This is a genomic window from Nonomuraea sp. NPDC050383 (assembly GCF_044459125.1).
GTDB lineage: Bacteria > Actinomycetota > Actinomycetes > Streptosporangiales > Streptosporangiaceae > Nonomuraea.
Genome location: NZ_JBITIP010000023.1, coordinates 98,150 through 121,242, shown reverse-complemented (window position 1 = coordinate 121,242; position 23,093 = coordinate 98,150). Strand labels below are relative to the sequence as shown.

13 protein-coding genes and 1 pseudogene are annotated in these 23,093 nt (G+C 70.7%); 8 read left to right on the top strand and 6 right to left on the bottom strand.

The annotated features are described in order from the left end of the window. Window positions 1-5 precede the first annotated feature (5 nt). The 3 genes from ACIBG4_RS37420 to ACIBG4_RS37410 are packed head-to-tail and all read left to right on the top strand — an operon-like array spanning window position 6 to window position 3,339. A complete protein-coding gene (locus ACIBG4_RS37420) occupies window positions 6-884 on the top strand; it encodes a carbohydrate ABC transporter permease (protein WP_397206660.1) in 879 nt (292 codons plus the stop codon). Next, window positions 881-1,810: a carbohydrate ABC transporter permease gene (locus ACIBG4_RS37415; RefSeq protein WP_397206658.1), complete on the top strand. Its 930-nt coding sequence runs from the start codon at window positions 881-883 to the stop codon at window positions 1,808-1,810. The genes ACIBG4_RS37420 and ACIBG4_RS37415 overlap by 4 nt, the downstream gene beginning before the upstream one ends. Window positions 1,811-1,812: 2 nt before the next feature. Continuing rightward, window positions 1,813-3,339: a glycoside hydrolase family 13 protein gene (locus ACIBG4_RS37410; protein WP_397206656.1), complete on the top strand. Its 1,527-nt coding sequence runs from the start codon at window positions 1,813-1,815 to the stop codon at window positions 3,337-3,339. Between the two features lie 52 nt (window positions 3,340-3,391). Here the strand turns inward: ACIBG4_RS37410 and ACIBG4_RS37405 are convergent, their stop codons facing one another. Then, window positions 3,392-3,820, bottom strand: a complete 429-nt coding sequence (locus ACIBG4_RS37405; protein ID WP_397206654.1) for a cupredoxin domain-containing protein — start codon at window positions 3,818-3,820, stop codon at window positions 3,392-3,394. A gap of 114 nt (window positions 3,821-3,934) precedes the next feature. Further along, window positions 3,935-4,384: a hypothetical protein gene (locus ACIBG4_RS37400; protein ID WP_310713736.1), complete on the bottom strand. Its 450-nt coding sequence runs from the start codon at window positions 4,382-4,384 to the stop codon at window positions 3,935-3,937. A gap of 426 nt (window positions 4,385-4,810) precedes the next feature. On the opposite strand from ACIBG4_RS37400, the gene ACIBG4_RS37395 reads away from it, so the two are divergent. The 4 genes and pseudogenes from ACIBG4_RS37395 to ACIBG4_RS37380 all read left to right on the top strand — a co-directional run. Then, on the top strand, window positions 4,811-8,281 hold the full coding sequence (locus tag ACIBG4_RS37395; protein WP_397206652.1) for a LamG-like jellyroll fold domain-containing protein: 3,471 nt from the start codon (window positions 4,811-4,813) through the stop codon (window positions 8,279-8,281). A gap of 52 nt (window positions 8,282-8,333) precedes the next feature. Further along, window positions 8,334-15,353, top strand: a complete 7,020-nt coding sequence (locus ACIBG4_RS37390) for an RHS repeat-associated core domain-containing protein (RefSeq protein WP_397206650.1) — start codon at window positions 8,334-8,336, stop codon at window positions 15,351-15,353. A gap of 100 nt (window positions 15,354-15,453) precedes the next feature. Further along, window positions 15,454-16,161 (top strand): DUF6193 family natural product biosynthesis protein, encoded by a 708-nt coding sequence (locus tag ACIBG4_RS37385; protein WP_397206648.1) that lies wholly within the window; start codon window positions 15,454-15,456, stop codon window positions 16,159-16,161. 187 nt (window positions 16,162-16,348) lie between these two features. Further along, window positions 16,349-16,691 (top strand): annotated as a pseudogene (locus tag ACIBG4_RS37380) (IS256 family transposase); the annotation flags it as partial. Between the two features lie 261 nt (window positions 16,692-16,952). Here ACIBG4_RS37380 and ACIBG4_RS37375 read toward each other — a convergent pair. The 3 genes from ACIBG4_RS37375 to ACIBG4_RS37365 form a co-directional block, all read right to left on the bottom strand. Further along, window positions 16,953-17,933, bottom strand: coding sequence for an ArsR/SmtB family transcription factor (locus tag ACIBG4_RS37375; RefSeq protein ID WP_397206646.1), 981 nt, complete (start codon window positions 17,931-17,933; stop codon window positions 16,953-16,955). Window positions 17,934-18,085: 152 nt separating this feature from the next. After that, window positions 18,086-18,838, bottom strand: coding sequence for a DUF427 domain-containing protein (locus tag ACIBG4_RS37370; RefSeq protein ID WP_397206644.1), 753 nt, complete (start codon window positions 18,836-18,838; stop codon window positions 18,086-18,088). Between the two features lie 206 nt (window positions 18,839-19,044). Continuing rightward, window positions 19,045-20,271 (bottom strand): MFS transporter, encoded by a 1,227-nt coding sequence (locus ACIBG4_RS37365; RefSeq protein WP_397206642.1) that lies wholly within the window; start codon window positions 20,269-20,271, stop codon window positions 19,045-19,047. Window positions 20,272-20,567: 296 nt separating this feature from the next. Here ACIBG4_RS37365 and ACIBG4_RS37360 point away from each other — a divergent pair, with 296 nt between their 5' ends. Continuing rightward, the gene (locus tag ACIBG4_RS37360) at window positions 20,568-21,779 is read left to right on the top strand and encodes an ROK family transcriptional regulator (protein ID WP_397206640.1); all 1,212 of its coding nucleotides are present in this window, start codon (window positions 20,568-20,570) and stop codon (window positions 21,777-21,779) included. Between the two features lie 23 nt (window positions 21,780-21,802). Here ACIBG4_RS37360 and ACIBG4_RS37355 read toward each other — a convergent pair whose 3' ends face one another. After that, window positions 21,803-23,041: an alpha/beta hydrolase family protein gene (locus ACIBG4_RS37355; RefSeq protein ID WP_397206638.1), complete on the bottom strand. Its 1,239-nt coding sequence runs from the start codon at window positions 23,039-23,041 to the stop codon at window positions 21,803-21,805. Window positions 23,042-23,093 lie beyond the last annotated feature (52 nt).

Genomic DNA, 23,093 nt, shown 5'->3' with positions numbered 1-23,093 from the left:
CCCGCGTGGGAGTCCTGAGACGCAACCTCACGGCCTACGGGTTCCTGTGCGCGGCGCTGGCCTGCTTCGCGGTGTTCGCCTGGTACCCCATGGTCAGGGAGTTCGTGCTGAGCTTTCAGCGGACCAACCTGGTCGATCCGCCCACCTGGGTGGGCCTGGACAACTTCCGGGCGGTCTTCCAGGACCCGGCGTTCGGCACGGCCTGGCTCAACACCGTGCAGTTCACGGTGCTCGCGCTGGTCTGCGGCTACGCCGTGCCGTTCGTCACCGCGCTGGTGCTCAACGAGCTCCGTCACGCCCGGGGCTACCTGCGGTTCGTCGTCTACCTGCCGGTCATGCTGCCGCCGATCGTGGCGGTGCTGCTGTTCAGGTGGTTCTACGACCCGGGCCCCGGGCTGTTCAACCAGCTCCTCGACCTCGTCCACCTGCCCCCGCTGGCCTGGCTGGACTCCTCCTCCACCGCCCTGATCTCCCTCGTGCTCGTCTCGACGTGGATGAACATGGGCAGCGCCACGCTCATCTACCTGGCGGCCCTGCAGAACATCCCGCCCGAGCTGTACGAGGCGGCCGAGCTGGACGGGGCCGGCATCCTCGCCCGGATCAGGCATGTCACGATCCCGCAGACCCGGCTCATCCTGCTGCTCATGCTGATGCTGCAGATCGTGGCCACCACGCAGGTCTTCATCGAGCCGTACATGCTGACCGGCGGCGGCCCGGAGAACTCCACGGTCACCGTCGCCTACCTGATGTACCAGTTCGCGTTCACCTACGGCGACGGCTACGGCCAGGCCGGCGCGCTGGGCATGATGCTCATGCTGGCGCTGCTCATCTTCGCGGCCTTCCAGCTCCGGCTCACCCGTGACGACCGGGGGGAGAGCGCATGATCTCCATCGGCGCCCGCACCGCCGCGGGCCGGGCGCGCGGGCGGAACCGGCCCAGGCCGATCGAGGTGCGCTTCCGGACCATCGTCTCGCCGCAGCAGCTCAACAGCCGATGGGGGCGGCGCGTCTACTGGGCCGTCCTGCTCACGGTGCTGGCCGGCTCCACGCTCGCGTTCGTCTTCCCGCTGTACTGGATGGTCACGGGCGCGATGAAGACCGGCGAGGAGCTCGCCCGGATGCCGCCCACCGCGGTGCCGGAGGCGCCCACGCTGGACGCCTTCGCCGAGGCGTGGGAGCTGTTCGACATCGGGCTGCTGCTGCGCAACACCGCGTTCTACGCGCTGGGCGGATGGCTGTTCTCGATGGCGGTGGACGTCTGCGCGGCCTACGCGCTGTCGAAGCTGCGCCCGGCGTTCGGCAACGTGGTGCTGGGCGCCATGCTGGCGACGCTCATGGTCCCGCCCATGGTGGTGCTGATCCCGCTGTACGTCACGGTCGCCGACCTCGGGCTGCTCAACGACCCGTGGGGTCTGTGGCTGCCCGCGGCGGCCAACGGGTTCAACATCTTCCTGCTCAAGCGCTTCTTCGACTCCATACCGAGGGAGCTGATCGAGGCGGCGCGCATCGACGGCGCCGGGCCGCTGCGGGTGCTGTGGTCCGTGGTGCTGCCGGTGTCGCGGCCGATTCTCGGCGTGGTCTCCATCTTCACGATCGTCGCCTCGTTCAAGGATTTCGTCTGGCCGCTGCTGGTCATGACCGAGAGCGACAGGATGACCGTCAGCGTCGGTCTGTCGCAGACGGCCGGAGCGGTGTCACAGAACGCGATCATGGCCGGGCTCGTCATCGCGAGTGTCCCGACGATCATCGTGTTCTTCTTCTTCCAACGGCACATCATGGCGGGCCTGACCGCCGGAAGCATCAAAGGATGAGCATGTCGCGAACGTGGTGGCGGGGGGCCGCGATCTACCAGGTGTACCTGCGCAGCTTCGCCGACGGCAACGGTGACGGCTGCGGGGACCTGGCCGGGCTGCGCTCCCGCCTGGGATACCTCAAGGACCTCGGTGTCGACGCCCTCTGGCTGAACCCGTGGTACCCGTCGCCGATGGCCGACGGCGGCTACGACGTGGCCGACTACCGGGACATCGAGCCGGTCTTCGGCACCCTGGCCGAGGCGGAGGCGTTCGTCGCCGAGGCCCACGAGCACGGGATCAGGGTCATCATCGACGTCGTGCCGAACCACGGCTCCACCGCCAGCGCCTGGTTCCAGGAGGCGCTGGCCGACCCCCGGACCAGGGACCGGTTCTGGTTCCGGGACGAGCCGAACGGCTGGTCGTCGATCTTCGGCGGGCCGGCGTGGACGCGGGTGGCCGACGGGCAGTGGTACCTGCACCTGTTCGCCCCGGAGCAGCCGGACTTCAACTGGGACAATCCGGAGGTGCACCAGGAGTTCGAGGACGTGCTGCGCTTCTGGTTCGACCGGGGCGTGGACGGCGTCCGCGTCGACTCGGCCGCGCTGCTGTACAAGTCGGACGACGCGTACGAGGACCTGGACGGCGTGCACGAGGTGTACCGGCGCTGGCGCCGGATCGCCGACGAGTACGGCGAGCGGGTGCTGATCGGCGAGGTGTGGCTGCCCGACCAGGAGCGCTTCGCCCGTTACCTGCGGCCCGACGAGCTGCACACGGCCTTCAACTTCGACTTCCTGTCCTGTCCCTGGGACCCGGCGGAGCTGCGCCGGGTGATCGACCTGACGCTGGCCACGCACGTGCCGATCGGCGCCCCGCCGACGTGGGTGCTGTCCAACCACGACGTCACCCGCCCCGTGACCCGGTACGGCCGGGCCGACACGGGCTTCCAGCACGGCGGCCGGCTGCACGGCAGCCCCACGGACCTGGAGATGGGGCGGCGCCGGGCCAGGGCGGCGGCGCTGCTGGCGATGGCGCTGCCCGGAGGCGTCTACGTCTACCAGGGCGAGGAGCTCGGCCTCCCGGAGGTGGAGGACCTGCCCGACGAGGCGCGGCAGGACCCCATGTTCGCCAGGTCGGGCGGCGCCAACCCCGGCCGGGACGGCTGCCGCGTGCCGCTGCCCTGGTCGGGGGAGGAGCCGCCGTTCGGCTTCGGCGGGCCTGACCCGTCCGCCCCGCCCTGGCTGCCGCAGCCGGAGAGCTGGCGCAAGCTCACGGCGCAGGCGCAGCTCGCCGACCTGGACTCGATGCTCACCCTCTACCGCACGGCGCTGCGCCTGCGCCGTGACCTGCTCGGCGACGGCACGCTGACCTGGCTGCCGCTGGGCGAGGACGTGCTGGCCTTCCGGCGCGACTCGGGCCTGGTGTGCGTGTCGAACCTGGGCCCGGTCCCGGTTCCGCTCCCGCCGGGCGAGGTCCTGCTGGCCAGCGGGTCCGTGGCGGGGGGAGCGCTGCCGCCCGACACGACCGCCTGGCTGGCCCCGCTCGTGTGACGACCCGCTCGTGTGACGACCCGGCCGGGTGACGACCCGGCCGGGTGACGTGTCAGCGGACGTCGAAGGCGGTGTCCATGCCCAGGGCCCGGTGGTCGTCCACCGGGCACCACACCTCGTAGCGCCCCGGCCGGAGGGTGACGGTGAGGAACGTCCGCTGCCCGGGTGTGATCGTCGCCGACCGCCTCGCGCCGCTGATGCCGGGGCCGGCGATCGCCATGGCGTGCGGCGACTCACCCTCGTTGCTCAGCCTGAACGTGTAGGAGCCGGACGTCAGGTCGTGCCGGGGCAGGGTGAAGGAGAAGTCGTCCATGGTCACGTCCACCGTGGTGACCTCGGCGGCGGCCGTGGCGGGCACCGGCGACCGGGACGGGGCGGCGGACCACGCGTGGCTCCCGCCGCATCCCGCCAGCCCCAGCAGCACCGCGGCCGCGGCCGCCGCGAGCCTCGCCGGCCCCCGCCGGCGGCTGCTCCCGCCCATCGAGAACCTCCCCCCGTGTAGGCGGCCCTCTCCTCCTACACGGATCGGCTCGCGTCCCGGTTCACCGTACGCGGGGCGCATGACGCCGCCACCCGGGGCAGGGGAGTCGTCTGCCTAACAGGAACGGCTCGGCGACAATTTCTTGGTGGCGGAATAGAGGCCCGCCGCGCCGGGATTCCCGTCCGCGTAGGTCCAGGTCGCCCAGGCATATGTCATGTACTTGTAGCAGATCCTCTCCGGGACGGGATGTATCCATTTCTGAACGTAACCGGTCCGCGAGACGGCCACGGTCCCCCAGGAGACGGACTTCTTGTCCGCCACGTACCACCCCGATTTGAACTGATACAGCTTCACGCCGACACGAACGTTACGCACCCGGCCCTTACAGCTCGCGGAGTTGGTGGCCACGACGCTGTAGTGGCTTTTCACGCTGGGGGTGAACGGCACGACCGAGCAGCCCGACTTCGCCGCCATGGCGGGCGCCGGTGAAAGAACGGACGTGGCGGTGGCCGCCGCCACAGCCACCGTGACAAGCCCCCGTGACAGACGCGATCTCCTGGTCATGACCAGCCTCCTTTTCGGTGTTGCAGACCTGTTTCTGCACCTGGATGTGTTCGTTCGCATTCGCCTGTGGACCGATGAAAGGCAGCCTGCCGGAAACAGCGGCCGATCAACAGCCTTTGCATCTGCATGCAAATAGCCAGGAACAGTCGCGGACATCCGCACCGTGCCCTGCACCCCAGGCGCACCCGTGAGCCGCCGGCAGTGCGGCATCGGACTGCGGGGCGTGGCCGCTACCAGGGCATTTGCATCCAGATGCAAACAATTGCCCCCTCATTGGCTCATGCCGAAAATGGTCGCGTATCGAGATCATCAGCACTCTCGGGGACGTGACGTGCGTGCATGAGGGCGGCAGGCGCCCTCGCAAACGCGGCGGGAACCGACGAGTACTCCACGAACACGCGATCACGCAGACGCCCTGGAGGCTTGATGCCCCGTTCCCCCCGCGGGTTGTCCCTTGCCGCGGTCATGTCGTTACTGGCCGGTCCACTCGTGGCCGGTGGTGTCCTTGGCGGGGACACCGCGGCTGCGGCGGTCACCGGCGATCCACCGGCGCAGACGGAGCAGGAGGCGCTGCAGCAGGCCCACCGCGGTAGGCAGCGGGTGGAGGCGCTGTCCCTGCGTACGGAGAACCGCCAGGTGTTCGCCAACCCCGACGGCTCGCTCACCTCGGAGACCTCGGCCCTGCCCGAGCGGGTGCGCAGAGGAGACGGCTGGGCCGACGTCGACACCACCCTGGCCCTCGCGCCGGACGGAAGTGTGAAGACCGTGGCCACCCCGCTGGAGCTGGCGTTCTCCGGCGGCGGGACGGCCCCGCTGGCCCGGCTGGGGGAGGCCGGACGCTCTGTCGAGATGAGCTGGCCGGGAAACCTGCCGAAACCGGTGCTCAACGGGAGCACCGCGACGTACGGCGAGGTGCTTCCGGGTGTCGATCTGAGGGTCACCGCGTCGGTGCTCGGCTTCTCCGAGGTGCTGGTGGTCAAGAACAAGGAGGCGGCGGCCGACCCCGCGCTGGCCAAGATCGTCTTCGGCATGCGGGCGAACGGTCTCACGGTGCGCAGGACGGCGACCGGCGGGCTGAGCGCGGTCAACGACCAGGGAATCGAGATGTTCCACGCGCCGGCGCCGCGCATGTGGGACTCCTCCGGTTCCGCCGCCCGCCCGTCCCTGGCCACAGGCCCGGAACGCGAGGCGCGGCAGGCCGTCATGGGCGTCGAGGTGGCCCGGAACCAGATCGCGCTCACGCCGGACCGGAGCCTGCTGAGCGCTCCCGACACCACCTACCCGGTCTACATCGATCCCCAGTGGTCAGGATCGAAGCTGCACTGGACCTACGTCGACAAGTCATATCCGTCCGAGTCGTACTGGGATTCCAGCCACGCCCCCGAGATCGGGTACTACGGCGGCGGGGTGAAGCGGTCGTTCTTCCGGATGGACTCCGACAACGTCAACGGCAAGCACATCCTGAAGGCCACGTTCCGGATGACCCAGAACAAGTCATGGGGGTGCACCGACGACCCGCAGGCGGCGCAGATCTGGCTGACCGGCGGGATCTCCACGTCCACGACCTGGAGCCACCAGCCGTCCTGGGCCGATCACCTGGACAGCGTCGCCTCCGACGCCGGCTACAGCTCCTCCTGCCCCGACAAGGGCATCGAGTTCGACGTCACCAGCGCGATCGTCAAAGCCGCCAGGAACGGCTGGTCGAACACCACCTTCGGGCTGCGGGACTACAACGACGACGCGGGCAGCGTGTGGGGCTGGAAGGGCTTCAGCGGCTCGCCGAAGCTTGTGATCGACTACAACACCCCGCCCGCCGCGCCGTCCGGAGTCGGCACCTACCCGGGCACGCCGTGCGTCACGGGCGCCGGCCGCCCGTCCGTGAACGCCGGGGACGCCCAGAACCCGATCAAGCTCAAGGCGAAGATCTACGACCCGGACAAGGCGAACGACGGCGTGCGCGCCGAGTTCATGATGAACCGCTACAACGCCTCCACCGGCGCGTGGGAGAGCGTCACCTCCTCACTGCCCGGAGGCGGCAAGACGGCCTACAAGTACACGACCACGGCCACCGACCACGAGATCACGCTGTCCGCACTGGCCACGAACGAGACCTACTCGTACAGAGTGCGGGCCTTCGACGGCACCGACGCCAGCGCGTGGAGCGCGTGGTGCGAGTTCACGGTCGACACGGTCGACCCGGCGAAGCTCCCCAAGGTCACCTCGCCCGACTATCCGGCGGGCACGCCGGACGACTGGAAGGGCGGCGTCGGCTCGGCCGGCGGGTTCACCCTCGCCCCTGGTGACGGCGAGAGCGACGTGACGCGCTTCAGGTACGCGCTCGACGATCCCGGCCTCGCCACGGCCGCGACCCAGGTGAGCGTCCCCGCCGGGCAGACCTCGGTGACCGTGCGGGTCGCGCCGCGTCATGACTGGCTGAACACGCTGTACGTCTACCCCGTCGACACGGCGGGCAACGTGGGCAAGACCCCCGCCGTCTACACCTTCTACGTCAAGGCCGGTAAGGACGCGATCGGCCAATGGCACCTGGACGAGACGTCCGGCGCCACAGCCGCCGACTCGGCCGAGAGCCCGCACCCGGTGACGCTGGCCGGTACCACCGGCTGGACGGGCGGGCGGGTGAAGGGCGCGCTGCACCTCGACGGCGCCACCGGCTACGGCACGACCAGCGAGCCCGTGGTGCACACCGACAGGGGCATGTCGGTCTCCGCGTGGGTGCGGCTGAACGACAACTCCAAGAACTCCACGGTGGTGAGCCAGGCCGGCAACCGGGGCGCCGGCTTCCAGCTGTACTACTCCTGGGGCTACAAGCGCTGGATCTTCAACAAGTACGACGCGGACAAGGACAACCCCGCGATCGCCCGGGCCTTCAGCGACGCCGAACCGCAGGTCGGCGTGTGGACCCACCTGGTGGGCGTCTACGACGCCCCGGCCAGGCAGCTCCGCCTCTACGTGAACGGCATCCGCCAGTCCACCCCCGCCGCCTACACCTACACGCCCTGGGACGCCACCGGCCCGCTGCAGGTCGGACGGGTCAAGGCCAACGGGACCTTCCAGGAGAACTTCGCCGGCGACATCGACGAGGTGAAGGTCTGGGACCGGATCCTGTCCGACGACCCCCGCACCGTGAACGACTCGGCACTCGGCAACGAGATCGCCGCCATGGCCAAGCAGCCGCCCGCCCAGCTCGGCCGCTGGATGTTCGACGAGGGGACGGGCACCACCGCGGCCGACTCCTCCGGCTACGCCAGGACCGCGACGCTCAAGGGGAACGCGGGCTGGTCCGGCGACGGCTTCGACGGCTCGAATGTGCTGAGCCTCAACGGCACCACGGCGTACGCGACCACCGCGTCCCCTCCCCTTCGGACCGACCACGGCTACACGGTGACGGCCCGGGTGCGCCTGACCGGCGACGACAGCTGCGCCGTGCCGGGCCAGAACATGACCATGGTCAGCCAGGACGGCGACAAGTTCAGCGGCTTCTACCTCGGCTACCGCTGGTTCCTCGACAACGGGCAGAAGGTCTACCACTGGTCGTTCGCCACGACGAGCGAGGACGCCGGCACCGAGGTGATGACGCAGACCAAGTCGGTCGACGTGGTCGACTGCATGTCGCTGAACACCTGGACCCACCTGGCCGGCGTGTACGACGAGGTCGCCAAGGAGCTCCGGCTGTACGTCAACGGCCAGCTCGCCGACGTGCGGCCCTTCGCGACGGCCTGGAACGCCGGCGGCCCGCTGCAGATCGGCCGCGCGAAGTACAAGGGCGACGTCGTCGACTACTTCACCGGCGACGTGGACGACGTCCAGACCTACGCCGGGACTCTCACCGACCGGCAGATCGTCAACCTCGCCATGGGTCAGCCGCTGGACGGCTGAGCAAGCCGCTTTTCCGCCCCCCTCTGCACCGACGTTCATCCGGAGGTAAGTCGTGCTCGCTTCCTGGCGAGGCTGGGTTCGGATCGCCGGACTGCTGGCGGTCGTGGTGCCCGCCACGCTGGCCGTCCCGTTGCCGGAGGCCCAGGCCTCCGGCGACCCGGCGTGGCACCAGGCACAGGACCAGCATCCTGTACCCGGTCATCAGAGCAAGGCCCGTCCCGCCCCGCCGGATCCGGGGGCGGCGTTCGACCTCAAGGGCGCCCCCGCCGTGACCTGGCCACCTCCGGGTACGGCGGTGGCGCGGCCGGCGCAGGCGAGCGCCGCCGCGGACAAGTCCCTGGCGGGGCGGCCGCCGAAGGTCCGGGCGGGGAGCCTCCCCGTCTGGGTCGGCCCGCCGTCGTCCACCTCCGGCGAGGCCGCCACCTCCGGGAACGCGACGGTGAAACCGTCCGGTACCCCGTCGGCGTCCTCGTCCGGGAAACCGTCCTCCGCGGCCGTGGTGCCGGACGTCCAGGTGCGGGTGCTGGACGCGCGGACGGCCGAGCGGTCGCGCATCACCGGGCTCGGCATCCAGCTGACTCCCCAGGGGACGTCGGGCGACGCGTCGCACCGCGCCGCGGTCGAGGTGGACTATTCGGGCTTCCGGTACGCCTACGGCGGCGACTGGGCGTCCCGTCTGCGCCTGGTCCGGCTCCCCGCGTGCGCGGCCACCACGCCCGACCTGCCGCAATGCCAGGCCCGGACGCCGCTGCCCACCAGCAACGACGTGAAGACCGGGCGCCTGGTCGCCGACGTCGACCTGGCCGCCGCCGGCGCGACCACCCTGGCGGCAGAGGCGGGGCCGTCCGGCTCCGCGGGCACGTACGAGGCGACCTCCCTGTCGCCCTCGGCCACCTGGAACGTGAGCAACCAGAGCGGCGCCTTCTCCTGGTCCTATCCGCTGCGCCTGCCCCCGACCCCGGGCGGCCCCACCCCCAACGTCGCCTTCGTCTACTCCTCCGGCGGCATCGACGGCCGCACGGTCGCCACCAACAACCAGGCCTCCTGGATCGGCGAGGGCTTCGACTACTGGCCCGGCTTCATCGAGCGCCGCTACAAGCAGTGCGCCGACGACGACGTCACACCCAAGCGCAACGACCAGTGCTGGCGCTACAGCAACGCCACCATGTCCCTCAACGGCCAGGCCACCGAGCTGGTCCTGGACGACGCCACCGGCACCTGGCAGCCCAAGGACGACGACGGCACCAAGGTCGAGAAGCTGTCCGGCGCCGACAACGGCGACAACGACGGCGAGTACTGGCGGGTCACCACTCCCGACGGCACGCAGTACTTCTTCGGCCAGAACCACCTGCCCGGCTGGGCGAGCGGCAAGGCGGAGACCAACTCCACCTGGACCGTCCCGGTCTTCGGCGACGACTCCGGCGAGCCCTGCCACAAGGACACCTTCGCCGACTCCTGGTGTCAGCAGGCGTGGCGGTGGAACCTCGACTACGTCGTGGACCCGCACGGCACGGTCAGCACGTTCTGGTACGGCAAGGAGACCAACTACTACCGCCGCGACGTCACCACCATCACCGACGGCGTGCCGAACGGCACCCCGACGGTGTACGACCGGGGCGGCTACCTCAAGCGCATCGACTACGGCCAGCGCTCGGAGGCGATCTTCTCCTCCTCCGCGCCCGCGCGGGTCGTGTTCGACGCCAAGGAGCGCTGCGACCCGACCTCGAGCTTCGACTGCGCCGAGACCAAGTTCACCAAGGACAACGCCAAGTACTGGCCCGACGTCCCCTACGACCAGAACTGCGACTCCGGCGAGAAGTGCATCGACAAGTACTCGCCGACCTTCTGGACGCGCAAGCGGCTCGCCTCCGTGACCACCCAGGTCCTGGCGTCGGGCAGCACGTACAAGGACGTCGACACCTGGACGCTCCAGCAGAAGATGCGTGACCCGGGCGACGGGACGGCCGCGACGGTCTGGCTCGAAGGCATCCAGCACAAGGGCAACGTGAACGGTACGGCGTCGCTGCCGTCGGTGCACTTCGCGGGCGTCCAGAAGCCCAACCGTGTCGACGCCCTCGAAGGACGGCCGCCGCTCACCAAGTGGCGCATCTCCGCCATCGACAACGAGACCGGCGGCTCCCTGTCCATCGCCTACTCCGACCCGGACTGCAAGGCCGGCGACACGCCCGAACCCGACTCCAACACCCGCCGCTGCTACCCCCAGTACTGGTCACCGGAGGGGGCGACCAGCCCGAAGCTGGACTGGTTCCACAAATACGTCGTCACGCAGGTGCGCGCCATCGACCGCACGGGCGGCGCGCCCGACGAGGTGACCGGCTACGAGTACCTCGGCGGCGGCGCCTGGCACCACGACGACGACGACGGACTGACCAAGGAGAAGTACAAGACCTGGTCGCAGTGGCGCGGCTACGGCAAGGTGCGGGTCGTCCACGGCGAGGCCCCCGAGCAGCGCTCGCAGTCGGAGTACACCTACTTCCGCGGCATGGACGGGGACGAGAAGTCCGGCGGCGGTACGAAGGATGTCCAGGTCACCGACTCCGAGGGTGCGGCGGTGCCCGACGCCGAGCCCCTGCAGGGACGCGTCCGCGAGGAGATCCACTACGACGGGCCCGGTGGACCCGCCATGAGCGGCACCATCACCGGCTACTGGACCAGGCAGACCGCCAAGCGCGTGCGCTCGTGGGCCACGACCACCGCGCACCTGGTCGAGGTGGACAAGGTGCGCACCCGCACGGCGCTGGCCTCCGGCGGCTGGCGGTACACCACCACCGACACCGACTACAACGCCGACGGCCTGCCCACCCAGGTCGACGACCTCGGCGACGAGTCGACCGCGAGCGACGACCAGTGCACCCGCACCGAGTACGCCCGCAACGCCGCCAAGTGGATGATCTCGTACGTCTCGCGCGTCGAGACGGTCACCAAGGCCTGCGCCGTCACGCCTGACCGGCCGGACGACGTGGCCTCCGACGTGCGCAAGTACTACGACAACCAGGCCTACGGCGCCGCGCCCACCAGGGGCGACGTCAGCAAGACCGAGAAGCTCGGATCGTGGAACGGCGGACCGCAGTACGTCACCGTCGGCACCACCACCTTCGACGTGTACGGCAGGCCGCAGATCGTCACCGACGCCTCGGGCGGCAGGACCACCACCAAGTACACCCCGGCGACCGGCCCCGTCACCGGCACCGAGGTCACCAACGCGGCGGGCCACGTCACCAGGACCGAGGTGGAGCCCGCGTGGGGCGTCCCGACGGCCACCATCGACGTCAACCAGAAGCGCACCGACCTGACCTACGACCCTCTCGGCCGGCTCACCGGAGTCTGGCTGCCGGGACACGCCCAGTCAACGTACCCGTCCGCCCCGAACATGAAGTTCGGCTACCAGATCCGCACCGGCGGCTCGACCACGGTGTCCACCTCGACGCTTCGCAACGACGGCGTCCACTACACCACCGGCTACGCCCTCTACGACGGCATGCTGCGTCCCCGCCAGACCCAGCAGCCCGCGCCGGGCGGCGGCCGGGTCGTGGACGACACCCTCTACGACACGCGTGGCCTGGTCCACAAGACCAACGAGGACTACTACGCCGAAGGTGACCCGGGCAGCACGCTCTGGACTCCGGCCAGTGACGACGACGTCCCCGGACAGAACGTCACGGTCTTCAACGGCATGGAGTGGCCGACCGCGCAGATCTTCCGCAAGCGCGGCAGCGAGCAGTGGCGCACCACCACGACGTACGGCGGCGACCGCGTCAGCGTCGACCCGCCCGCCGGATCCACGCCCATCACGAAGATCACCGATGCCGACGGCCGGCTGGTCGAGCTCCGTCAGTACAAGGGCGACGGCCCGACCGGCGACTACGACGCCGTCACCTACACCTACACGCCGACCGGGCAGCCTGCGACGATCAAGGACGCGGCGGGCACCACCTGGACCTACCACTACGACCTGCGCGGCCGGCTCTCCCAGCTCGACGACCCCGACAAGGGCACCGCGAAGCTCACCTACGACGACAAGACCGACCGCCTGCTGACGACGACCGACGCGCGCGGCAAGAGCATCTTCTTCAGCTACGACGCGCTCGGCCGCAAGAGCGCCGAGTACGAGGGCACCTCGGCCAGTGGCACCAAGCTCGCCGAGTGGACCTACGACAAGCTGGCCGACGGCACCGTCGTGGACGGCCAGCCGACCGCCTCCACCCGGTACGTCAAGAACGCCACCACCGGGGCGATGGACGCCTACACCACGGCGGTCACCGGCTTCGACGACGCCTACCGGACCCTCGGCACCAAGACCACCATCCCGGCCGCCGAGGGAGGGCTCACCGGCACCTACGAGACCAGCACCGACTACAACCTCGACGGCACCGTCCACCGCACCGTGCTGCCCGCGGCCGGCGGCCTGCTGAAGGAGACACTCCTCTACGACTACGACGAGCTCGGCAACCCCACCACCATGCGGGGACTGACCAGCTACGTCACCTCCACCTCGTACTCCAAGGTCGGCCAGCTGCTCGACATGATGATGTCGACCGGCGGCAAGCGGGTGAAGGAGACCAACTTCTACGACGAGGGCACCGGCCGGCTCACCCGCTCCCTGTACGAGCGCGAGACGTCGCCGATCTCGGTCGCGGACACCACCTACACCTACGACCAGTCGGGGAACATCACCAAGATCGCCGACAGCCCGTCCGGCCAGACGCCCGACGTGCAGTGCTTCCGCCAGGACTACCTGCAGCGCCTGGCCGAAGCATGGACGGCCACCGACGACTGCGCCTCGGACCCCTCACAGAGCGTCGTCGGCGGACCGGCGCCGTACTGGCAGTCCTTCTCGTACGACATCGCCGGCAACCGTACCAAGGAGGTCGACCACCAGGCGTCCGGTGACGTCACGAAGACCTACACCTACGCCGGGGCCGGCAAGCCGCAGCCCCACACCCTGACCTCGGTCGAGTACAAGGGCGGCACCCGCGACGGGCAGATCGACAGCTATGGCTACGACCCCGCCGGCAACACCACCGAGCGCGGCTCCGGCCGGGCGCTGGAGTGGGACGTCGAGGGGCACCTCGCCAAGTCCACCGACCCGTCCGGCGTCAGCACCTTCCTCTACGACGCCAACGGCGAGCGGCTGATCCGCCGCGATCCCACGTCCACGACGCTGTACGTCGCCGGGATGGAGATCCGGCTCGACACCAAGAGCGGCGCCAAGACGGCGACCCGCTACTACTCCCACGGCGGGCAGATCGTCGCCGCCCGCACCAGCAAGGGCGTCACCTGGCTCGCCTCCGACAACCACGGCACCACCGACGCCTCGGTCAGCGACGACGACACCCAGACCCCGTTACGCCGGTACTTCACCCCGTTCGGCCAGCTCCGCGGCTCACCGCCGTCGTCCTGGCCCGGCCAGAAGGGCTTCGTCGGCGGCACCATCGACGAGGCGACGTCCCTCACCCACCTCGGCGCCCGCGAGTACGACGCCGAAACCGGTCGCTTCATCTCCGTCGACCCGGTGTTCAACGCGAGCGATCCGCAGAGCTGGAACGGTTACGGCTACTCCGACAACAACCCGGTCAACATCAGCGACCCGACCGGCCTCGACGGCCCGCTGACGGGCGACACCGACTGCCTGTACGCCAACAAGTGCAAGCCGAGCAGCGGTGGCAAGAACAACAGTGCTCCCAGCAGCCCGGGTGCCGGCTCCTCGCCGCCCCCGCCGTCCGGCCCGCGACACTGCGGCACCTGGGACTTCGGCTGCAAGGCCCAGAACTTCTGGAACCAGCACAAGGCCACCATCGTCAACGTCACCGTCACGGTCGTCGTCACGATCGGATGCGAGGCGGCGACGGCCGGAGCCGGAAGCATCGGCTGCGCCGCGGCCGGCGGAGCCGCCGGCAACCTCGCGGGCTACCTGGTCTCCACCCCACGCGACCAGTGGAGCATGGGCGGCGCCTTCCACGCGGCGGCGGTAGGAGCCGTCACAGGCGCAGCGGGCGGATTCCTCGGCAAGGCCGCATCGGCGGTACTCGGCAAGGTCGCGAGCACGGCGGCCGGCAAGGCCGTCACGGGTGCGATAGCCAAGGCGGCCGGCAAGGCGAGATCCGCGCTGGGCAAGATGGGCGGCGCCGCCGAAGACGCGGCCGGAGCGGACGGCGCTGCCGCCAGAGCCGGCGGAAGCAAGGCCGGACGCCCGCAAGCGTCGTCCGGATCTCGTGGAAGCTGTAACAGCTTCGTCGCCGGCACGAAGGTCCAGCTCGCCGACGGCACATTCAAGGCCATCGAGAAGATCAAGCCCGGCGAAAAGGTCCTCGCAACCGACCCCCTCACGGGTAGGACCGCGCCGAAGCTCGTGCTGGCCGCCTTCTCGGGCATCGGCTACCTCAATGTCGTCCAGATCACGGTCGACACGGATGGCAAGAAGGGCGACGAGACCGGCGTCATCCTCGCCACCGAACACCACCTGTTCTGGGACGCCGAGGACCACCAGTGGGTCCGCGCCGACCACCTGACACCGGCTGATCACCTCCGTACGCCCGGCGGCGCCACGGTTGATGTACTCGGAGTCAGCACAAAGCACGGCCACCCCACCGCGCACGACCTCACGGTCGCAGACTTCCACTCCTTCTACGTAGCCGCCGGTGACGCGACGGTTCTCGTTCACAACTGCGGAGATGTGGCTCTGGGATACAGGGATGCAGGAACAAAAGAATTCGCCGAAGACAGAGGATTCACCCATTTCCTGGACCTCGGGCCAGATGAATGGGTAGCGCCGGTGCAACGTGCGATCGCAGACGGCGGCAAGACTCTGCACGTCAATATGAAAGATTTTGGTGGCGGCTTCAACGAAATGGCGATGCGCGGACTCGGCAAAGCCGGAGGCATGGCGCCTCGAGCGACCGAGCAAGAGATGGGCTGGATCGCCAGAGCGGTGGCGAACGGACGACGCACATGGAGTTCAGTGAGATTCTATGATGGCGCCGGCGAGGTCGTAAAAATTCCCGAGCCGGACTGGAGCTCCTTCGGAAGACTGCCCGACTTCCCCTTCTCCTGACCTCGGGGTCGCAGGTCCAGCTCCCGTCCGTGCGAGCTGGACCTGCTCTTCACGTTAGAATCACTGGGAGAGGGCTCTGAAACCTGAGGGTGTGGCTCGAATGACGGACGGCATGGATTTCCCCGCTGCGGACCCTTCCGAATATCTGGATGCCGAGTTGTATCCGGATCTGACACAGCTCGGCGGTCTTGCGTCCGCGATACGTCAACTCGCAAGGGATAACTGTATTGAGCTGGAAAAAGTGGATGCCGAGCCCGGGGCCGCCCGATACATCACTGCAAAGATACCCTTGAGTCGAGGGCGCATCTCTGTGCTGCTCGGCGCCGAGCGGCGCTGGTTCTCGGTGACGATTGAAGGAAACGCGCACGTCTGGGCGAGCGGCGGCACGAATGATCTTCTCGCCGTGGTGGAGATGGCCGATTCCTGGCGGCAGGGGGTAACGCTGAGAGGGTTGGCCGATCGATTCCCGTTCATGAGTTACAGCCGCTTGTCCGAGGCGTATGAAAGCGGTGATCCGGTATCGGTCCAGTGGGATCATCTCCTCGGCGATGCAGCATTCCGGCAGCAGGCCAACGTATTGCAGGCGGTTCACCGGGCGGATCGGCTGCGGATGTTGTTTCCCTATGTCAGTCACGGAACGATTCGCCTTGCCCTCGACCATCTGGAGAGGAGGGCGGGGGAGATCTGGATCGCTCCGCTCGCCGACGGGAGGTTCCGAGTCGAGTCCACGAACTCACGCGACTCAAGGAGAGAAGTCGGCTCGGTGGAGGACGCTATTGAGATCGCACTTTCGTATCTTCCTGGATGAGTGGGTGGTGGTTTCAAGCAAAAACCTATGGATCTGCCGGGAAGGGGGTACCTTTCCGGATCATCCGATGACGGTTTCGAGGTGAGGCCGACGCGCCAACGTCAGTCGGGAAGGCACACCCGTGCCGCTTACCGTGGTGCCCTAGCCGCCCGCTGACGACAACAGTCCGGCGCCCGCGTCGTCTTCGCTGCTCGATCAGGTCGTCCGCGAGGGCGCCCGCAAGACGCTGGCCGCGGCGTTGCAGGCTGAGATGAACGCCTACATCGCCGCGTTCGTCGACGAGCGCGACGAGAACGGCCGCCACCTGGTGGTTCTTATCGGCTGTCACCAGCCGCGCGAGATTCTCACCGCGCCGGCGCGATCGAGGTCGCCGCTCCCGGGATCAACGACAAGCGCGTCGATGCGGTCACGGGCGAGCGCAAGCGATTCTCGGCCATTCTGCCGGCCCGAGGACGCAGGCTCCGCAGATCAGCGAGGTGTTGCGGCTGCGGTACCTGCACGGGCTGTCGTCGGGGGACCGCCGGCCCTCCCGGTAACGCACACGGTCCCACCCCCCTACCGCCCTGACCAGGCCGTCGCCGGCCAGCCTGCGCATGTGTCGCCGTACGGTGTTGCGGAGACGCCGAGCTTGGCGACCAGGTCGGTCGCGGCGACGTACCCGTCGAGCCCGATCGTGCACGGAGGGTGCGGTGGCGCGCCGCCGGGATCGAACTCCGGCGGTACGACTTCATCACCTCGTGGAGTTCCTTGTCGCTGGATCTCCATCAATCAGCGCTCCCGGTGTCCGCACCTCAGGAGAACGACCGGCCGTTGAGCAACGCCCTGCCGAGAGCGGTGATGTGATGGAAGACGGTGTTGCCGTCACGCCTGGAATCGACGAGGCCGGCATTGCGTAACACCGCCGCGTGCCGGCTCGCCATGGCCAGCGAGATGCCCAGGCGCTGGGCCAGCTCCGTCGTGGTCGTGGGCCGGGCGACCTGCTCCAGGACGTACGCGCGGGTCCGCCCGAGCAGAGCCACGACCGGTTCGTGTTCCGGCGCGTCGTCCGCTCGCACGCGCGGAAGCCAGCCGACGGGCGGCTGCACGGGAAAGCACAGCAGAGGCGGCAGATCGGTGTCCCGCAACGTGATCGGGTGGCGGCGGCAGAACGCCGACGGCAGGAGAACGATCCCGCGCCCCTCAAGGTGCACGTCGTGCTCCACATAGTCGAGCACGCAGAGGACCGGTGGCTCCCACACCACGTCCGGATGAAGCTCGCTCAGCAGGCGATCGACGCCGCCGTCGGCGAGCGCCTGCAGCCGCCGGGCGTGGTCAGCCTGCAGGTGCGGGCGCAGCATGCGTTTGTACGGGGCTATTCCGGCATGGTGGTACTCGGTGATGGCATCGCCCAACCGGCGGAGCATCGGAGCTCCTCCGTCCAGCAGTGCCCTGATCGACGCGGAGTTCGGTTGCTTGTCATTGAAATAGCTCAGCTCTTCGCGGAACCGTGGTGTGGGGGTGGAAAGCAGCCGATCCAGTTGCTCCTCCAGCGGGTCGCCCCCGCGCCCCGGTGTCAGGAAGTCCGGTGAATATCCTTGAGGCGGCGTCAACGACAGCAGCAGGCGCATATCGGTGACTTTCACCTGCCGCGTCCGCCGCCACCACTCGCCATAAGTCAGCTCCCTGCCTTCCTGCAGCACATGGAGGCTCAGCAACACGTCCCACAACGGGTCCGTGTCCTCGGCCAAAGTAATACGCCGCAGGTCCTCGCTGGTGAAGTGGATGCGCAACACTTCCTGCCCCCTGTCCCGTCTGTGCAGACCTCATCGTCCTTCGACTACCGACGGGACAGAATGGTTGGGCGCTGGTGGGGCCGGCCCATCCGCAGGCGTGCCTGAGCCGCCCGCCCGTCGTCCGGCGGGAGGGCGGGCGGGCGCGGTCGTGGTCAGCGCTTCGGTCCCTTGCTGAACGGGGTGACCGGGCGGTCCTGCCTGACGCCGTCGACGACGATGTCCACGGCCTCGTTGTAGAAGGCCACGTACCCCCGGATCGGCGAGGCCGCGGGCACGGGGTCGGGGTAGGACCAGGCGATGTCGGGCGGCGCGCCCCCGTCCTTGAGCGACCAGTAGGAGGCCAGCCCCTTGTACGGGCACCGCGTCCGCGTCGCCGTCGCCTCCAGCAGATCGAACCGCACGTCGCCGGGCGGGATGTAGTAGCGGGTCACCAGTCCGGTCTCGAACAGCAGCACCGGGCTGCGCGTCTCGGCGACCACCCGCCCGCCGATCTCGACGACGACGTGCCGGGAGCTGGGGATCGGGTCCACCCGCTTGTACGGGTCCCGCGGGTGCACGAAGATCTCCTCGTCCTCCTCGTACCAGTGGTCGAGCACCACCTCCGGATGCCCGAACCACGCGAAGGCGATGTGGCCGGGCAGCTCGGGATAACGCCAGGCGGCGTTGCGCACGAGGGCGTCCCCGACCGCGAGGTCGTAGAAGGTGCGCGCGCCGTCCGGCGGTTCCTCGGCGGCGCGCAGCAGGTCGGTGCGCACGTCACCGGCCGGGAAGGCGTAGCGGGGCGTCGGCCGGCCAGGCTCCCGGACGAGCACGGGAGCGCGGCTGTCGACGACCACGACGTCGCCGCGGACGCCGCGCACCCAGCGCTCGCTCGGCTCCCAGGTGAAGGCTCCGGGCGCGGGCATGGTCAGACCTCCGTCGGCTCGGCGACGCACCGGGGGGACTTCCCACATTCAGGTAGGGACAGTGGGATGTTACACCCGCACCGGCGCGGCGAAACGGGGCAGGGTCCCGGTGGCGGGCACACCGTCATGCTGTGCTCTCGCGGGCCGGACCGTGGGAGCGACGGAGGCGGGCCATCACCGGGACCGTGCCGCCTTCCTGCTCGCCCTCACCGCCGGGCGCGCGCGGCGGGAAGGGTGGCCACGGCCAGCACGGCCGCCAGGGGCAGCACCGTCACCAGGTACGCCGCCCGCAGGTCGAGCGCGGCCCCCATCGCGGCGAGCACCGCGGGCGCGGCCAGGATCGCCGTGCCGGAGGCGAGTGCTCCGTACGCCGACGACCGCGCCACCGTGAGCCCCGGCACCTGGACCAGCCGTGCCAGCGTCACCGGGTAGAACGGCGCGATGCCCAGACCGGCCACCACGAGCCCCGCCGCGACCGGCAGGGGCGCGTCGGTGAGGGAGACCGCGAGCGTCCCGGCCGCCGTGAGGCCGCACCCCAGGGGGACGACCGGCAGGTCGCGGGCGAGCAGCCGCGGCGCCACCAGCCGACCGGCGGCCATCCCCACCAGGAACGCGGTGGCCGCCGCGGCGGCGGTCCCCGGGGCCAGCCCGGTGACCTGCAGCCGGACCGTGCCCCAGATCGTGAAGCAGAACTCCATGGACACGGCCACCACGATCACGGCCCACGCCTTCACCACCCGCCCCCGCCCCGGCGCGAAACACTCCGCTCCACCGCCCGGCCTGCCGCCTGACCCGCGGGTCGAAGGTTCGCCGCCGGCCGTGGTGTCACGTCGCGGGCCGGGCGCGTCACGGGGCGGCCGTCCACGTCGCCAGGCGTCGGCCGCGAGGAACAGCAGCGGCGGAACCGCCAGCAGCAGCGCGAGCCGGCCGTTCACGGCGAGCCCGCCGGAACCGCCGAGCCCGCCGGAACCGCCGAGCCCGCCGAGGCGGCCCGGGCCGCTGAGGGCGTCGAGGGTGCCGATGGCGAGCGGGCCGAGCAGGGCGCTGACGCTGGCGGCGGCGTTGGCGCGGGTCAACCGGGCCGCCGCGTCCGGACCGCTCAGCAGCGCGGGTGTGACCAGCACCAGGCCCGCCGCCCCCAGCCCGAGCAGGAGCGCTCCGGCCGCCGCCGTCGGGGCGGTGGGCGCCGTCGCGAGCAGCGCGGCCCCGGCGGCGGCGACGAGGGCCGCGCCGAGCAGCGCCCGCTGCGGGCCCCGCCTGAGCGCCCACCGCCCGGCGGCCCCCACGACGAGCAGACCCGCCCCGAACGACGACGACAGCCACGCCAGCTCCCCGGCGGGCGTGTCCAGGTCGCGCGCCAGCAGCACCAGGCACGCGCCGAGACTGTTGATGGTGAACCCGAGCGCCACCTGCGCCAGCGCGACCTGCCGCACGGTCCGCCGGGTGCCCGCTCCACCGATGTCCGCTCCACCGATGTCCGCTCGGCCCGCGCCCGGGTGAGCCACGTCCGGCCGGCCGGTGGGCGGTTGCCCGGCGGGAAGCCGCTGTTCGTCCGGGAGGTCTGTGTCGTCCCGGAAGCCGGTCATCGGTCCGCCGGGGCGATGCAGGGGCCCGGTGGGGTGCCGTCAGGGCATGCTGTTCGGAGTGGGCCGGGATCCGGTGGTCGTCGCCGCACGGGGTCTCCTCACGTTAAACTCGTCAAACGAGGATAAAGGAGGCACCACCGCCCATGGCAAGCCCCGCCGGTCGCGGCCGGCCCGTCCGCGCCCCCTCCGTACGAGCGCGGGACGCCCGGTGGCGTGGCGCGCTGGCCGTCCTGGACGAGATGCGCCGAGGGCCGGGCGTCACCCGGGCGGTCGTGGCCCGGCGGCTCGGCCTGTCCACCGGATCGGCCACCGAGATCACCGCCCGGCTGCGCGACCTGGCGCTGCTCGCCGAGAGCCCGGCCGCCGCCTCCGGGCGGGGCCGTCCGACGACCGTGCTCCATCCGCACCCGCACGGCCCGGTCGTCATCGCCGTGGACCTCCGCCAGGAGGACTGGCGGTGCGCGGTCGCGGAGCTCGACGGCACGCCGCGCGTCGCCGAGCGGGGCAGGCACGGCAGCCGCGATCCGGACCGCGTGATCGGCACGATCGCCGACGCGGTGGGCCGGGTCCACGCCCGGCTCGGTGACCGCGTCCGTGCCGTGGCCGTGGCGGTCGCCGCGACCGTGCGCGACGGCGGGGTCGTGCAGTCGGCGACGCTGGGCTGGGACGCGGTGGACCTCACCGCGCTGGCGCCCGTACCGGGCCTGCCGCTGCTGGTCGGCAACGACGCGACGCTCGCGGGCGCCGCCGAGGCGCGTTACGGCGCCGCCGCCGGGGCGGGTACGGCGCTGCACGTCACGATCGAGGTCGGCGTGGGCGGGACCCTGGTCGTGGACGGCCTGCCGGTCCAGGGGGCGACCGGAGCCGGCGGCGAGTTCGGCCACCTGCCGCTCGGCGACCCCGCGCTGCGCTGCCCCTGCGGGGCCCTGGGCTGCTGGGACCTCGCGGTCGACGGCCGGGCCATCGCCCGCCACCTGGGAGAGCCGCCGCCCGGCGACCCCCGCAGCTACGCCCAGGCGGCCCTGGCCAGGGCGGAGCACGACGCGGCGGTGCGGTCGGCGGTGGGACGCGCGGCGGGCGGGTTCGGGCGGGGCCTCGCCGGGCTGATCAACGCGTTCGACCCGGGCATCGTCACGCTCGGCGGGTTCGCCGAGCCGCTGCGGGCCGCCGCCGAGGAGGAGTTCGCGGCGGCTCTGGCCGACGGGCTGATGCGGTTCCGCCGCGCGGAGCCGCCGCCCGTGGTGGCCGCCGCCCTCGGAGGGGACGGCGCGCTGCACGGGGCGGCGGCGACCGCGCTCGACCACGTCCTCACGGAGGAGGGCCTCGGCGCGTGGGCGGCCGAGCATGCCGGCTGAGCGGCTGGAGCCGTCCGGTGAGGTCAGGGGGTGTGGAAGGCGACCTCCGGGTCGGCGCCGGCAGGCCCGTCGAGCAGCGGCTGCTTCCTCCTCTTCAGGTGCAGGTCGAAGAAGGCGCCGACGTAGGCCCGGGTGATCTGCAGGGAGCGCTGCGGGGACAGGGCACCGGGCGCGGACGTGCCGGCCGCCTGCTGCAGGAGGGCCAGGTCGGTGAAGGCGGTGTGGTCGGTGTGGGCGACCGTGAGCCAGCGCTTCCAGCCGTCCATGTGGGGCCAGCTCGCGTCCCAGGTGTCGTCCTTGCCGGGAACGTGGTCGTCCTGGCTGCCCATCAGCAGGAAGGGTCGGCCGCCGAGGGCGCCGGCGGGGATCGCGGGATGGAAGGTGCCGTCCAGGTTCACCCCGGCCCGCACGCGCTTGTCGGCCGCCATGGTGGCCGCGCTCGCGTCGCCGCCGAGCGAGTGCCCGGCCATGCCGATCCGCCCGGGGGCGATCATCGCGGCCTTCTTCCACGCCGGTCGCCGGCCGGTCAGCTCGTCGATGACGAAGGAGACGTCCAGGGTGCGGCTCTTCGTGATGGCCGCCTGCCCGCCCTCCGGCGGTTTGGGCTGGTCGCAGAGCGGGGCGCAGGTGAGGGTACGCCCGTCGGGGAACGTCGTGCCGGAGGACTCGTAGGCGTGGTCCACCAGCGCGACGACGTACCCGCGGGAGGCCAGCTCCTCGGCCAGGAAGGTGAGGCTGGCGCGCGGCAACCCCAGACCGGGGGAGAGCACCACCAGCGGGAACCGGCCGTGCTTCGGGGCGGCGCCGGTGTGGGCGTGGGTGCGGGTGGCGCTGACCGTCTCGGGCGGGATGGAGACGCCGGGGGCCTTGCGCCGCAGCAGCGACTCGGCCTCCGCCACGCTCATGTACGGCGCGGAGGGGCCGGCGTCGGACCGGGCGGGGTAGTACATCGACACCATGAGCTGCCGCGGGCCGTCCTGCGGCACCCAGGGGTCCTTGCGGTCCTCGTCCACGAGGTGCAGCGTGTCGCGGCCGACCGCGTACGGGCCGGTCGGCCGGGGCAGTTCGAGGCGCACGGCCGAGACGGGCCCGGCCGCTGGGGCAGCCGCGGGAACGGGGGCGGCGAGGGCGGGTGCCGCCGGTGCGGCGGCGGTCACGACGCAGGCTGTCATGACGCAGGCCGCCACCGCCAGGGGAACGGCCGCCGCCAGGCGCGGCCGGCGGGCACGACGGGCGGGCTCCTGGGCGTGGTGCTGTCGCATGGTCTCTCTCTCGTCGGAGGGTCTCGTCGAAGGACGATCGGTTGAGGGTCGG

Bases quoted from the DNA above. Each gene is read 5' to 3' on its own strand.
- ACIBG4_RS37410 (WP_397206656.1), top strand. From the start codon at position 1,813: ATGTCGCGAACGTGGTGGCGGGGGGCCGCGATCTACCAGGTGTACCTG.
- ACIBG4_RS37385 (WP_397206648.1), top strand. From the start codon at position 15,454: ATGACGGACGGCATGGATTTCCCCGCTGCGGACCCTTCCGAATATCTG.
- ACIBG4_RS37400 (WP_310713736.1), bottom strand. From the start codon at position 4,384: ATGACCAGGAGATCGCGTCTGTCACGGGGGCTTGTCACGGTGGCTGTG.
- ACIBG4_RS37405 (WP_397206654.1), bottom strand. From the start codon at position 3,820: ATGGGCGGGAGCAGCCGCCGGCGGGGGCCGGCGAGGCTCGCGGCGGCC.
- ACIBG4_RS37395 (WP_397206652.1), top strand. From the start codon at position 4,811: ATGCCCCGTTCCCCCCGCGGGTTGTCCCTTGCCGCGGTCATGTCGTTA.
- ACIBG4_RS37355 (WP_397206638.1), bottom strand. From the start codon at position 23,041: ATGCGACAGCACCACGCCCAGGAGCCCGCCCGTCGTGCCCGCCGGCCG.
- ACIBG4_RS37360 (WP_397206640.1), top strand. From the start codon at position 20,568: ATGGCAAGCCCCGCCGGTCGCGGCCGGCCCGTCCGCGCCCCCTCCGTA.
- ACIBG4_RS37415 (WP_397206658.1), top strand. From the start codon at position 881: ATGATCTCCATCGGCGCCCGCACCGCCGCGGGCCGGGCGCGCGGGCGG.
- ACIBG4_RS37370 (WP_397206644.1), bottom strand. From the start codon at position 18,838: ATGCCCGCGCCCGGAGCCTTCACCTGGGAGCCGAGCGAGCGCTGGGTG.